General features: G+C 58.3%; 11 protein-coding genes. 4 read left to right on the top strand and 7 right to left on the bottom strand.

Features of this window, described 5'->3' with window-relative positions; translation table 11 throughout:
* Positions 1-3: 3 nt before the first annotated feature.
* Complete coding sequence (gene zwf, locus HMPREF2860_RS02545) at positions 4-1,509, bottom strand: glucose-6-phosphate dehydrogenase (protein ID WP_038629644.1); 1,506 nt, start codon at positions 1,507-1,509, stop codon at positions 4-6.
* A 233-nt stretch (positions 1,510-1,742) separates the two neighbouring features.
* On the opposite strand from zwf, the gene HMPREF2860_RS02540 reads away from it, so the two are divergent.
* From HMPREF2860_RS02540 to HMPREF2860_RS02530, 3 genes are read left to right on the top strand one after another with little or no spacing between them, the layout of a single operon-like run.
* Positions 1,743-2,105 (top strand): GntR family transcriptional regulator, encoded by a 363-nt coding sequence (locus HMPREF2860_RS02540; protein WP_070628778.1) that lies wholly within the window; start codon positions 1,743-1,745, stop codon positions 2,103-2,105.
* Complete coding sequence (locus HMPREF2860_RS02535; protein ID WP_070628568.1) at positions 2,102-2,821, top strand: AAA family ATPase; 720 nt, start codon at positions 2,102-2,104, stop codon at positions 2,819-2,821. Before HMPREF2860_RS02540 ends, HMPREF2860_RS02535 begins: the two co-directional genes overlap by 4 nt.
* The gene (locus HMPREF2860_RS02530; RefSeq protein ID WP_038625365.1) at positions 2,818-3,537 is read left to right on the top strand and encodes a hypothetical protein; all 720 of its coding nucleotides are present in this window, start codon (positions 2,818-2,820) and stop codon (positions 3,535-3,537) included. Before HMPREF2860_RS02535 ends, HMPREF2860_RS02530 begins: the two co-directional genes overlap by 4 nt.
* A 214-nt stretch (positions 3,538-3,751) precedes the next feature.
* Here the strand turns inward: HMPREF2860_RS02530 and tal are convergent, their stop codons facing one another.
* Together tal and tkt are read right to left on the bottom strand one after the other, a co-directional pair.
* Entirely contained in the window at positions 3,752-4,876 is a 1,125-nt protein-coding gene (tal, locus tag HMPREF2860_RS02525; RefSeq protein WP_038625367.1) for a transaldolase, read from the bottom strand.
* 170 nt (positions 4,877-5,046) lie between these two features.
* Positions 5,047-7,146 (bottom strand): transketolase, encoded by a 2,100-nt coding sequence (gene tkt / locus HMPREF2860_RS02520; RefSeq protein WP_038625369.1) that lies wholly within the window; start codon positions 7,144-7,146, stop codon positions 5,047-5,049.
* A gap of 263 nt (positions 7,147-7,409) precedes the next feature.
* Between tkt and HMPREF2860_RS02515 the strand changes: the two genes are divergently transcribed.
* Positions 7,410-8,351 carry a heme o synthase gene (locus HMPREF2860_RS02515; RefSeq protein WP_070432241.1) on the top strand — a complete coding sequence of 314 codons (942 nt, stop codon included), beginning with the start codon at positions 7,410-7,412 and terminating at the stop codon, positions 8,349-8,351.
* A 419-nt stretch (positions 8,352-8,770) separates the two neighbouring features.
* On the opposite strand, the gene HMPREF2860_RS02510 is transcribed toward HMPREF2860_RS02515, so the two are convergent.
* The 4 genes from HMPREF2860_RS02510 to mptB form a co-directional block, all read right to left on the bottom strand.
* The gene (locus tag HMPREF2860_RS02510; RefSeq protein ID WP_038625373.1) at positions 8,771-9,784 is read right to left on the bottom strand and encodes a COX15/CtaA family protein; all 1,014 of its coding nucleotides are present in this window, start codon (positions 9,782-9,784) and stop codon (positions 8,771-8,773) included.
* 93 nt (positions 9,785-9,877) lie between these two features.
* Entirely contained in the window at positions 9,878-10,681 is an 804-nt protein-coding gene (locus HMPREF2860_RS02505) for an ABC transporter permease (protein WP_038625377.1), read from the bottom strand.
* Positions 10,681-11,649, bottom strand: a complete 969-nt coding sequence (locus tag HMPREF2860_RS02500) for an ABC transporter ATP-binding protein (protein WP_070560316.1) — start codon at positions 11,647-11,649, stop codon at positions 10,681-10,683. Before HMPREF2860_RS02500 ends, HMPREF2860_RS02505 begins: the two co-directional genes overlap by 1 nt.
* Positions 11,650-11,674: 25 nt before the next feature.
* The gene (gene mptB / locus HMPREF2860_RS02495; protein ID WP_049181019.1) at positions 11,675-13,414 is read right to left on the bottom strand and encodes a polyprenol phosphomannose-dependent alpha 1,6 mannosyltransferase MptB; all 1,740 of its coding nucleotides are present in this window, start codon (positions 13,412-13,414) and stop codon (positions 11,675-11,677) included.
* Positions 13,415-13,546: the final 132 nt, after the last annotated feature.

Raw genomic sequence — 13,546 nt, 5'->3', positions numbered from 1 at the left:
AACCTATGGCCGTCGCCAAGCGCGACCGTCGCGCTCAAGCATGTGGTCAGCGGAGGACGGCCCCCACGAACCTGCGGGGTAGCCCTCGGGACGGCCGCGTTTGGCCCAGTACTCGATGATGGGGTCAAGAATCTTCCAGGACAGCTCGACTTCCTCATTAGTGGGGAAGAGGCTGGCCTCGTCGAGAAGCGCATCCAGAATCAGGCGCTCGTAGGCCTCTGGCGACTGCTCGGTAAACACCTCGGAGTAGGAGAAGTCCATATTGACATCGCGCACCTCCATGGCCGAGCCCGGAACCTTCGAGCCGAAGCGCATGAGCACGCCCTCGTCAGGCTGGACTCGAATCACCATGGCGTTCTGACCGAGAGCGGCAGTCATTGTCTCCGCAAAAGGCAAGTGCGGTGCGGACTTAAAGACCAGCGCAATTTCAGTGACGCGACGGCCGAGGCGCTTGCCGGTGCGCAGGTAGAAGGGGACACCGGCCCAACGACGAGAATTGATCTGGAGCGTACAAGCGGCGTAGGTCTCGGTCGTGGACTCGGGGTCGAATCCTTCCTCATCGCGCAGCCCTGGCACAAAGTTGCTGCCCTGCCAATCCGCGGTGTACTGGCCACGTGCGGTGTATTTCGAAAACGGACGCACTGGCTCGACGGCACGCAGAACCTTAATTTTTTCCGCCTGCAGCTCTTCCGGGGTAAAGGCGATGGGCTCTTCCATTGCCACCAGTGCCAGCAGCTGGAGTAGGTGGTTCTGAATTACGTCACGAGCTGCACCGATACCGTCATAGTAACCGGCGCGACCACCCAAACCGATGTCCTCGGCCATGGTGATCTGAACGTGGTCAATGTAGTGAGAATTCCACATCGGATCGAACAACTGGTTGGCAAAACGCATGGCCAGAATGTTCTGGACGGTTTCTTTGCCCAGGTAGTGGTCAATGCGGAACACAGCGTCTTCTGGGAACACCGAGTTCACAATCCGGTTGAGTTCCTGGGCCGAAGCCAGGTCGTGGCCGAATGGCTTCTCAATAATCACGCGACGCCAATAATCCTCGCCCGACTGCGCGAGCCCCGAACGATCGAGCTGATGACAGACATCGGGGAAGTTAGCTGGCGGAATGGACAGGTAGTAGGCCCAGTTGCCAGCGGTGCCGCGGGAGCGATCGAGCTCCTCAAGTTGCGCGGCCAGGCGATCGAAGGCCTCGTCATCGGTGAAGGTACCGGTAACAAAGTGAATGCCCTCAGCCAGGCGCTGCCAGACACTCTCACGGAAGTCTGTGCGGGCGCCCTGTTCCACTGCGGTACGCACATAATCCTCAAAGTCCTGCTTCGACCATTCGCGACGACCGTAGCCAACTAACGCGAAGGAGGCAGGTAGCAGACCGCGGTTGGCCAGGTCATAAATGGCAGGCAGGAGCTTTTTTCGGGCCAGATCGCCCGTCACTCCGAAAATTACCATGCCACCCGGCCCCGCAATACGCGGCAAGCGCTTATCCTGCGGGTCGCGCAGCGGGTTGACGTATCCGTCGTGGTTGGTGCTGCCATCTCCGTTGTGCGGAGAACTGGCAGTAGGGGAGTTCGGATCGTTGCGTTGCAGAGAATCACTCACGGTTTACATAATGTCATATCGAGAAAAGTCCGGTGGAATCGTTTCCGATTCCTTCGATGGGGCCTTGACGGGCCCCTTTCTTCTGCTTTAGGTTTATGGCATAGGTGGTATACCCGTACACCATGGAGGTGGATATGCAGGCGAAGGAGGCGGATTCTCGGCCCATCTACGTCCAGATCGCCGAGAATCTGAAATCAATGATTCTGTCCGGGGAGCTCGCGGCTGAGAGTCGCGCCCCTTCAACCAAGGAACTCTCGGAGTTCTATCAGATCAACCCAACCACGGCTGCCAAGGCCATGACGGAACTGTCGATGGTGGGGCTCGTGGAGAAGAAAAGAGGACTCGGCATGTTCGTCACCCCAGGCGCTCGTGAGCGCATTCGAGCTGAGCGTCGTGAAGCGTTCCAGCGCACCTACATCGAGCCGTTAAAAGCGGAGGCCGACATCCTCGGCCTTACGCTCCACGACATCATCGCCATGCTGGAGGAGGAGAAATGAGCATCTACGGCGTGATTGGCCCCAACGGCGCCGGCAAGACCTACTACCTGCATACCCTCGCGCAAATGCCTACGGCTGCCGTGGCGAAGGCAGCACCCGACACCCAGATCTTCGGCGTCACCCCGCGCGAATATTTCCGCATCCTGCGCACCGGCTGGGATCAACTCGATGTGTCCCACGCGGAGTCCCTCCTAGATTTCCCCGGCGACACCCCCATCAAAAAGCTCAGCCTGGGCCAGCGCCAGCTGCTCATCGCTGCGGCCGCCCTCGCATCGGGCAAGGATGCATTGCTTTTCGACGAACCCTTCAACGGCCTCGATGTCGAGCACCGCACCATGTTGCGCCGCATGCTTATCGACGCCGCCGAATCGGCCGACATTGTGGTCACGTCGCAGCACTCCCAGGATCTCGCAGACCTGGTGGACACCTTGATCGTCATGCACAAGCAGGATGCGTACGGACCCTATGACGTCGATAAGCTGCGCGCTACCCATCCGGTGCTACGCGGCTCTGCGGACCTAGTGACGCAGGTGGCCGGCTCGGTGCTCGCTAAGAAAACTCTCGGCGAGCGCTGCGAGGCGATTTTGGCTGCAGCGCTCAGCCCATCGACCGCCGCGCATGCCCGCGCCCTCGGTGTTGAGGTTAGCTACCTCGACCCCGCGGCCCTCATCGACCTCGCTAGCACCTCCGCCTACATCGAAAGGAGCAAGAAATGAGCACCGGGGCTTTCATCGCAACCAACAAGAAAACCTTCCTCGGCGTCGCCGCCGTGGCCATCCTCTACTCGGCTTTCGGGCGCATGCTCGTGGGCAGCGGCACCGGCAACACCCTGCTGGGCATCATCGCGCTGGGCATCCTCTTCCTCATCACCGCCCAGCGCTCGGTCACCCTGCGCGACTACGGCGTGCGCACCGCCCGCTGGGTGCGCTCCGCAATCATTGCAATCTTGGGAACATCGCTGGTGGCTACCGCCTTCATCGTCGTGGCGATGGTCACCGAACAGAATAAGTCCGGTTACTACCGGGGATTCGATAGCTTCATTGTCACCTCTGGACCGGCCCTGTTCCCGGACACCAACGGGGAGCTGTACATGATTCAGGATTCTGGGCAGAACTACACGACAATCCTGCTTACCGCTCTGTGCGTCTTCTTGAGCTTCCTGATGTCTTCCGTGGCGGGCACCGCAATCGGCACCGTCGCCGGCGCGAAGGGCTCTCGTGCGGGATCGATCACCATTGGCCTGGCACTGGTCGCGCTCTTCCTGTTCAGCTACCTGCTGGACGTGACCGACTCTATCCCGGGCGCTCCCTGGCCGGCTGTGCCAATCTTTGCCTCAATCATCACCGTAATCTCCGCGGTCGTGATGGCCTGGGCCTTAAAGGAAGAGAAACGCCCACAGCCCGACGTGCGCCCCGCCTTCGCCGCATCCTAGCACCCACAAAAAAGCTCCCCTCCGCAGGGAGCTTTTTGTGCGCAGCTTACGGGCCGAAAAACACGGGCTGCAAATGTGAAACTGTGCAAGTTTATGACACTTTCAGGCTATTTTTCGGACCATTTTTGCCATAGCGCAGTCAGTAACTCGCATCGTGCATCGACCCGCTGACGCCAGCCATAAATGCGGCCGCTTCCAACAGGAAGCTAGATAATCAGCAGGGTTCGTGCAGCTGTTCCATTCGCTGTGCAATCGACACGAGCAGGGACTGCCAGGAATCCACAAACTTCTCCACGCCCTCGCGCTCCAGGACAGCGAAGACATCATCCAGGTCGATGCCAATCTCGCTGAGCTGGGTCATAACAGCATTGGCTGCTTCACCCTGACCGCTGACGGCGTCGCGAACCTCGCCCTCGAAGCCCGCAGCAGCGCGCAGCGTCTTTTCAGGCATGGTGTTCACTGTCTGCGGAGCAGCCAGCTCAGTCACGTAAAGGGTGTCCGGGTAAGCCGGGTTCTTCACACCGGTGGAAGCCCACAGCAGGCGCTGCGGCTTAGCGCCGGCGTTCTCCAGCTGCGCCCAACGGATATTCTGCGAGGAGAAGGTCTCTTCGAACTTGGCGTAAGCGGCGCGGGCGTTGGCCAGACCAGCTTTACCACGCAAAGCCAAGGCCTCTTCCGAGCCAATCTTGTCCAGGCGAGCATCAATCTCAGTGTCAACGCGAGAAACAAACAGCGACGCAACAGAGTGAACCGAAACCAGGTCCACGCCGTTGTCCTTCGCACGCTCGATACCCTCGATAAACGCATCGATGACCTGCAGGTAACGCTCCACCGAGAAAATCAGGGTGACGTTTACCGAAATACCCTCGGACAGAGCCTGGGTGACAGCCGGCAGGGAAGCATCGGTCGCCGGAATCTTAATCATCGCATTTTGCTTGTCGACGCGTTCCCAGAGCTCACGAGCCTGCGCAATCGTGGCCTCGTAGTTGTCGGCGTAACGAGGATCGACCTCGATAGAAACACGGCCATCGATACCGTCGGTATCCTCAGCCACACCGGCGAAGAGGTCACAGGCATCGCGGACATCGTCGATAGCCATGGCGAACACAGCATCTGACGGATTCGCGCGCTCAGCGGTGAGCTGCGCCAGCTGAGAGTCATAGTCCTCACCAGCGGTCATCGCCGAAGAGAAGATAGCCGGGTTAGTGGTGACACCAACCACCCGCAGTTCATCGATGAGGTTCTTCAAATCGCCCGAGGTGAGACGCTGGCGCGAAAGATCGTCGAGCCACGCCGAGGTTCCTACCTTGGCGAGTGCTTCCATCGTGGTGTTTCCCATAGTGTTTAACGCCTTTCTGTCTATACCGCTTCGTTGTCTAAAGACTTCTCTAAATACTGTGTGTCTTTAAACTACTGTGCGCCACAAACAATACTGGCGCCACCGGAGCTCGGTACGGTTTTCACAAATCCCGTACCGACAGCGGCCGATAGCGCCAGGTTGAACAAATCTTACTTAGCAGCCTCGATAGATTCCTTGGCCGCATCGACAACAGCGTCAGCGGTGATGCCGAACTTCTCGAACAGCTCCTTGTACGGAGCCGAGGCACCGAAGTGCTCCAAGGAGACCGCGCGACCAGCGTCGCCCAGGTGGCGGTACCACGGCATAGCAATACCGGCCTCAACCGAAACACGAGCGCGGACCGCCTTCGGCAGGACCTGCTCACGGTAGGCCTCATCCTGCTGCTCAAACCAGTCAAGACACGGGACGGAGACAACGCGGGCGCTGACACCTTCCTCAGCCAACTTCTCAGCGGCCTCGACAGCGAGGTGAACCTCCGAGCCGGTACCCATGAGGATGACGTCCGGGGTCTCCTTGGTGCCGTCGACAAGCACGTACGCACCACGCCGGACGCCCTCGGCGGCCTTTTCCTTCGTGCCTTCCAGGACCGGGACGTTCTGGCGGGTCAGAGCCAGAGCCTTCGGACCTGCCTCGCCTTCGAGAACAGCGGACCAAGCCTGAGCGGTCTCGTTAGCATCAGCCGGACGGACGGTGGACACACCCGGGATAGCGCGCAGTGAAGCCAGCTGCTCAACAGGCTGGTGCGTCGGGCCGTCTTCGCCCAGACCAATGGAGTCGTGGGTCCAGACATAAATAGGGGAGATGCCCATCAGCGATGCCAGGCGGACAGCCGGACGCATGTAGTCCGAGAAGATAAGGAAGGTGCCGCCGTACGGACGGGTACCACCGTGGAGCAGAATGCCGTTGAGGATCGACCCCATGGCGTGCTCACGGATACCGAAGTGCAGGTTACGGCCGTACGGGTCGGTGGTCCAGGTGCCGGTGGTGATGGACTTCGGGCCGAAGGACGGCTCACCCTTCAGGACAGTGTTATTGGAGCCGGCCAGGTCGGCCGAGCCACCCCACAGCTCTGGCAGAGCCTTACCCAGTGCCTGCAACGCGGCCTCAGAAGCCTTACGGGTGGCAACGCCCTTCTCATCCGGCTCCCACGTCGGCAGCTCAGCGTCGAAGTCCTCTGGCAGCTCGCCGGCGGTCAGACGATCCAGCAGAGCCTTGCGCTCCGGGTTGGTCGCAGCCCACTCGTCGAACTTAACCTGCCACTGCGCGTGAGCCTCAGCACCGCGCTCAACCAGCTTCCGGGTGTGCTCAATGACCTCGTCAGCGATGTCAAAGCTCTTATCGGTATCGAAGCCGAGAGCTTCCTTGATGCCGACAATCTCCTCGCCACCAAGAGCAGCACCGTGCGAAGCACCGGTGTTCATCTTGGTCGGAGCCGGGTAAGCGATTACAGTGCGAACGCGAATGAAGGTTGGACGCTCCGTATCCTTCTTGGCCTCCTCGACAGCAGCCTCGAGTGCTGCGACGTCCTCGCCGCCGTCGACCTCAATGACCTGCCAGCCGTAAGCACGGTAGCGGTCCGCCACATTCTCGGTGAAAGCAATAGTGGTGTCGTCCTCGATGGAGATGCCGTTGTCATCCCAGAAGACAATCAGGTTGCCCAGCTGCTGAGTGCCGGCCAGCGAGCAGGCCTCGGCAGTGACACCCTCCTGAACGTCACCATCAGAAGCAATGACGTACACGTAGTGATCGAACGGAGACTCACCCGGAGCAGCTTCCGGGTCGAACAGCCCACGTTCCCGTCGCGAAGCCATGGCAAAACCGACAGCCGAAGCCAGACCCTGACCCAGCGGACCAGTGGTGATTTCCACGCCGTCAGTGTGGCCGTACTCCGGGTGACCCGGGGTGAGGGCGTCCCACGTACGCAGTGCCTTCAGGTCATCGAGCTCCAGGCCAAAACCGCCGAGGTAGAGCTGGACGTACTGCGTCAGAGAGGTGTGACCACAGGAGAGAATGAAACGGTCACGGCCGATCCACTTCGTATCCTTCGGGTCATGGCGCATAACGCGCTGGTAGAGAGAGTAAGCCAGCGGTGCGAGGCTCATAGCAGTGCCGGGATGTCCCGAACCTGCCTTTTCCACGGCATCTGCAGCCAGCACACGAGCCGTATCTACGGCCTTCGTGTCCAAGTCAGACCAGTCCGAGGGGTAGTTGCGAACAACCCGTGCTTCATGCTCAGTCGACAGTGTCACGTGAATGACTCCTAGTATCCAAATGGATTAGTAAAGATCTCTTCCATACTAACTAGGAATACGTGCGCTCGGTTTAAACCGGGCCGAATAGCTCGAAGGTAAGCATCAGAGGGCGCGCCGCACATGCTTTACGACGGTCATTATTGGAACCGTTATGATTATCGGTAAACTGATTGCCTGCCCCTCATTTTATTTTGCGGAAAAACTCGTCGGGAACTTTCCGACCGTTGCATCCGACTATCTGTAGACGGGGGGCTTTGTTTATGGCGCGTGAAAGGGACATTGCTTTGTTGGAAACAGTCAAGGCGTATATTGCACTGACTAAGCCAAGAATTATTGAGCTCCTGCTCGTCGCGGCCATTCCCGCAATGCTTCAGGCTGATCGCGGTCATGTACACGTTGGACTGATTCTTCTCACCCTGTTCGGTGGTTGGATGGGTGCAGCGGCAGCGCACACCTTCAACATGGTCATGGATTACGACATTGACCAGAAGATGCGCCGCACTCGTCGGCGCCCGCTCGCGCGCAACCAGGTTAGCCGTCGCGCGGCAGCAATTTTCGGCACCATCTTGATGATTGCGTCGTTCCTCTGGCTGTGGCTGCTATGTAACTCGCTGCTGGCCGCCGTTTTCATAATGATTACGATTGCGTTCTACATCTTCGTCTACACGTTGTGGCTGAAGCGCCGAACTGATCAGAACGTAATCTGGGGTGGCGCTGCGGGTTGTATGCCGGTGATGGTTGGCTGGGCCGTCATCACTGACAACAACCCGGAGATTACGGGGCTCGCTCACTGGTGGCAGGCTTTCATCCTGTTCCTGCTCATCTTCTTCTGGACTCCGCCGCACACCTGGGCGCTGGGGCTTCGCTACAAGGAGGATTACAAGGCCGCTGGCGTGCCGATGATGCCAGTGGTCAAGCCGGCAATCATCGTTTCCAAGCGCATTATTTACTACACCGCTGCAACCGTGATTACCACTCTGCTGTTGGTTCCGTACGCTGGTTGGATTTATCTGATTGGCGCGGTTGGCGCTGGTGCCTGGTTCCTGTGGGGCGCCATTGACCTGCACCGTCACGTTAAAACCGGTGGCAAGATCAAGCCGATGAAGCTGTTCTTCATGTCGAACAACTACTTGTCCATCGTGTGTGTGGCGCTTTCGATGGATGCTGTACTCGGACTGCAGACAGTTTTAAGCATGTTCTAGGGTAGTTGCGTTCTAGGGTAGCTGCGTTGGGAGCCAGACCCGGCCCTTTCCCCAGTTAGCTGTTAATCCTCGAAGAGGCCCTCCCCAATGCCGGGGAGGGCCTCTTTTTGTGTGTGCAAACGGGCTGCAAATGTGAAACTGTGCGAGTTTATGACACTTTCAGACCATTTTTCGGGACATTTTTGTCATGAACGCAGTCAGTAACTCGGATCGATAGGTGGGCAGCCCGCCCCCGCACCGCCCCTAGCATCGCTCGCGCAGCCCGCTAGCCACTGGGAAAACACATCCGAGCACACAAAGCCGAGCAGACAGCAAAACCGCCTAAACACGCCGAGATCAAAGTGCGTGTTTAGGCGGTTCGAGCAGGAATCAACAGCCGGTAACCACAGTGGTTAATACAGCCGCTGACCAGCAGCTAGCTACGCGGTAACCTCAGCATTCTTTTCCGACGCGACAATTGCGGCAGCCGCATCGCCTTCCAGAGACCCGGTCACTACTGCGCTACCGCCGACAGTGCGGTAACCGTGCTGGAAAAGTACTGCAGTCAAAGCGGTGCAGATACCAGATCCGGCAACGTGAACCGGCACCAATGCCTCCGGTACACCGGACCAGTACTGAATCATTCCAACCACGCCCTGAGCCAAAATGAACACAACGAGTGCGATGGCAACCTTACGCACACGTGCAAACGCTTCCGAGGCCAGCAGACCAAAAATCAGACCGATAACCAGGCCAAGGTAGAGGTACATAAAACCAGCGTGGATATGCGCCAAGTCAACAATCGGAAGCTGGAGGCGATCCTCCGGGAGCACCGAGGCATCTCCAGCATGTGGTCCCGCACCGGTGACCATAGTTCCGGTAATCAGCGTCATCGTCAGAGCCAAACCGGAGGCGGCAGCCAGATAGCGCAGATAGCGCGGGTACATGCGGGTAGCAGTACCGTCGTCAGGTTCAGAGATTTTAACGAAAAGCATGCCAGCCAGCCAGACCAAAATCATCGATGGCAGGAAGTGCAGGGCCACGGCGTACCACTTCAGATCAACCCACACGGAAATGCCACCGATAACAGCCTGGACGATAACGCCGAGACCGTTAAGGAACGCCAACAGCTTGATTTCCTTACGGCGCCCAACACGCATCACCGAAAGGAAAAGCAGAAGCGTGAGCGCAACCAGTACAAAGGTGAGGAGGCGATTGCTGAACTCAATAATTTGATGGAGCATTTCTGCTTCCCCGGCAACAGGAACGAAACTGCCCGGGTGACATTCTGGCCACGAAGCACAACCGAGACCTGAACCAGTAACTCGGACGATAGAACCGGTTACCGCGATTGCCGCCTGTGCAATCAATACGAGAAGCGCATAGAGCTTCTGGCGCCCGATTGGTGTCAGCGGCAAAAACGATAGGGGCAAACTTCGATCTGCAGTATTCACATTAAGAAATTCTACCCATGCTGGCGGAAAATGGTAATAAGCCAAACCCCTGCGTTGGGCTGCGCTTTTCTATGCAGATTCCCCGGCAACGTCCTAATCATTCGGCATATCAAAACGGAACCAGCGAGCTGCCAGTGCAGCGCCAAGGACACCCCACACAACCAGCACCCCGACAGCTGACCATTGGACAGACATGGCCAATGCCGCGGAGATTACGTCGGTAAGCGCGACGGACGGCAAGAGGTGCAGCAGCACAGAGCTGATGCCATCTAACGATGGTGCAACGGCCACGTAAGTAGTCGCACCAATGAGGATAAACCAGATCAGGTTGGCGAGACCTAGGATTAGCTCGGCCCCCAACGTGCCGCCCATGAGCAAGCCCAATGAAGTAAAGACGAACGTTCCCAGAAGCATCCCCACATAAGCCAACAGCCAGCCGCCAATCGAAAGCTCTGCGCCAAGAGCGAGCCCCACGAGGCTGAACAGTATGTATTGCAACGTGACGGTAGTGCAGACCGACACAATCTTGCCTGCAATAATGCCCCACGGTGGCACGCCTGAGGCACCGATGCGCTTCAGGGCTCCGTAACGACGGTCAAAGCCCACGGCAATTGCCTGCCCCGTAAAACCTGCAGACATGACGGAAATCGCCAGCACCATGGGGAAGATGCGCTCGAGCGGATCATCGAGTTCCAACACAGGCACCATCACCAGGCCGATGAGCATCGCCAACGGGATAATGATGGTGAGGAGCATTTGCTCACCGTGCCGCCAGAAGAGCTTCGTCTCCAACCGCGCCTGCGACATGACCAACGTCGCCATGTCCGAACGCTGCGGCTCCGGGGCGAAAGTGCCCTTAGCAAAGCGGGAGGCATCAGACCTCGGTGCGGTAGTCATTAGCTCCTCATCTCCGTTCCAGTGATCTGCAAGAAGACATCTTCAAGCGATTGCGTCGCCTTATTCAACGAGGTGATCAACACCTCTTGTCGCTCGCAACTCTGGGCCAATACAGTCAGGGCGCGCGGTGAAGCCTCACCAATCAATGAGAACTCTCCACCGCCAGAACGCTGCAGACGCTGCGAAAGACCAGACTCGCTAAAGCTGCGGTTGACCTCTTCGAAGTCAAGGCTGCCTCGAACGCTGACCTTCATAGCAGTGCCTGACGACGTCCCATGGAGCGCCGATGCGCCTGCGCTAGTGATCTCCTCGGTGGTGCCGGCCACAACTAAATGGCCTCGGTCGACAATCGCAACGTCGTCGGCAAGCGATTCAGCCTCGTCCATCAGATGCGTTGTCAGGACTACGGTGACCCCATCCCGGCGCAGCGACGAGATGAGATCCCAGACGGCTAGACGGGACTGGGCATCGAGGCCTGCTGTCGGCTCGTCGAGGAACACCAGCTCCGGACGTCCGACCAGGGCGCATGCGAGCGACAGTCGCTGCTGCTGACCACCCGAGAGCCTGCGGTAGTTCGTCTTACGATGGCGTTCTAGGCCTACGACTTCAAGGAGCCAATCAGTGTCCAGCGGATTTGCGGAGTAACTGGCAACTAGGTTCAGCATTTCGCCAACGCGAACACCGGGGTAGGCACCTCCGCCCTGGAGCATGATGCCAATGCGGCTGCGCAGTGCTGTGGTTTGAGTGACCGGGTCGAGATCGAGAATGCGAATTCGCCCTTCATCCGGCTTGATGAAGCCCTCACACATTTCAACGGTTGTGGTCTTACCAGCGCCGTTGGGGCCGAGAAGCGCAAGAACCCTACCTCGATCCAGGGAAAGCGAAAGGTCTGATACAGCCTCAACGTCATCGAATTTCTTCGTTACGTTCTCAAGGCGCAGAGCAGGAGAATTGGCAGCGTTATTCACGGTTAGTCAGTCTAATCTCACAGTTTTAATGAAGGCGAAATACCTTAGATCGCGTCGAGTACGCCAAGATGACGAGCATGACTGCGACGAAGAATACCAACGCCAGTAGGTAAATCTGAGCGACGGTACCCGGAGGCAACCCCAGGCCGCGTGGTAGTACTACAAAACTGAAAATTGCCGAGTACAGAACCACGGCAATGCGAAATTGTACCCGGTTGGCCCAAGCGGACAGCGGCACGATGGCCCATAGCAAGTACCAGGGGTGCACGACGGGGAAGAGGATTACTAGAGCGAACATCGCTAGGCCGTAGCCGCCGAGCGGGTGAATGCGACCACGGAACGTCGCTAACAGCATGCGTAGGAGCCAGGCAGCCACTAGCGCTACACCAATGCCACGGGTAAACAGCAAAGCACTGTCGCTGATATCGCCGAGCCCCAGGAGCCTCCCGAAGAAACCAGCGATGATCCCGAGCAGGGTAGTTAGCGACATCCAACTGCGCACCGTCGCGGCGCCACCTTGCGCCGTGATCCAACCAAAGCCCAGACCAGTTCCTAAGGAAACAACGACTGCCGTGACGACGGTTATTGCGCCCGTCACTACTGCGGAAAGAGCAACGGCCTTCCAGGTGCTGCCGAACTTTCTGGCCAGCCACATGCCGGCAAAGCCGAGCGCCACGAAACCGGTAACTTTGACCATTCCGGCGAGGCTGATGAGCACAATACCGCCTGCATACAGCGCCCATGATCTTCCTCGGCTTTGGTTCTCGTGTCCGATTGGTCCGGGTTCTGGCAGCTCATCGGGCTCCATCGATTGCGCAGGACCGTGGATAGCGCGTAGACACAGTTCGAGGCCAACGAGCAGGAGTGCAAGCAGCAGGGCCTCGTTGTGGATACCGCCCACCAGGTGCAGCAATACCAGCGGATTGAGCGTGCCCAGCCATAGGGTGAACTGAGAGCTAACTCCGCAGCGGCGACCAAGCTGCACCAGCGCCCAGGACACCACGAGAAGCGAAACGATGGCGACGAGTCGGTGTAGAAAGACGGAAGCAATCACCCCGTCGCTGGTTATCTTGGCGATACCCCATGCCACTGCGAGGGCTGTGGGGCCGTACGGGCTCGGAGAGTGCGACCAAATCAATGGCACCGATCGGGCCAGTGGGTCGTTGGCTCCCAATAGGTCAACAGGTCCTGCGAGATAGGGATCCATACCCCGCTCCACAATTGCAGCCTGCGCCAAATATGAGTAGATATCCTGCGTAAACAGGGGAGCGGTAAACACCAAGGGCAATACCCATGCCGCGTAGGTGCGTATGAGCATCGGAGTGGTCACCGCGGTGACGCGAGTCCGCGCACCGGCCAGAACAAAAGCTCCGACACCCAACCAGGCTGTGACTAACATGCCAATCCCCACGAAGGTGACGATTGTCGTTGCCACCAACATTCGACCGAGGATCAGCCCGAGTGGTGTACCCCAAAACTCATTTCCAACCACCGGTGTCGCGCCTGCGCCAATCCCGGTGACCATAATAAAGATCGACCCAAGAGTACCCAGCCAACGCAGCCAGGTGAAGCGTCGGAGTTCGCGGTAATTGATGCGGTGTTGGAGCGGCTGTTCTGAGCCTTGGTGGAGGGTTGCCGACCTGGAACCAGCCAGACCAATTTTCGGAATGACGTCACGCACCCCGAGAGCATCGTCGAAGGTGGACGAGCGGCGCGGGGCGGGTCGGTTAGTTTTCACAAGGTCACATAGTAGACGATTCGACACGCCGAAAGGGCGTTCTAATCAGCGACGTTGCATTGATATTTAAATGCGTTGGACTTTATGCACCAATTACGACACAATTGTGTTGTCTAATACACCAGCGGCGCAAGTGGGATATTTGCCTCGCTGAGCCAC

This window comes from Corynebacterium sp. HMSC064E10 (assembly GCF_001812505.1).
GTDB classification, from domain to species: Bacteria; Actinomycetota; Actinomycetes; order Mycobacteriales; family Mycobacteriaceae; genus Corynebacterium; species Corynebacterium amycolatum.
This window is presented reverse-complemented; position numbering and strand designations above follow the sequence as displayed.

What these genes read in the sequence shown, in the direction of transcription:
- tal (WP_038625367.1), bottom strand. Translation starts at nt 4,876, where the DNA reads ATGGGAAACACCACGATGGAAGCACTCGCCAAGGTAGGAACCTCGGCG.
- HMPREF2860_RS02535 (WP_070628568.1), top strand. Translation starts at nt 2,102, where the DNA reads ATGAGCATCTACGGCGTGATTGGCCCCAACGGCGCCGGCAAGACCTAC.
- HMPREF2860_RS02530 (WP_038625365.1), top strand. Translation starts at nt 2,818, where the DNA reads ATGAGCACCGGGGCTTTCATCGCAACCAACAAGAAAACCTTCCTCGGC.
- HMPREF2860_RS02540 (WP_070628778.1), top strand. Translation starts at nt 1,743, where the DNA reads ATGCAGGCGAAGGAGGCGGATTCTCGGCCCATCTACGTCCAGATCGCC.
- HMPREF2860_RS02515 (WP_070432241.1), top strand. Translation starts at nt 7,410, where the DNA reads ATGGCGCGTGAAAGGGACATTGCTTTGTTGGAAACAGTCAAGGCGTAT.
- HMPREF2860_RS02505 (WP_038625377.1), bottom strand. Translation starts at nt 10,681, where the DNA reads ATGACTACCGCACCGAGGTCTGATGCCTCCCGCTTTGCTAAGGGCACT.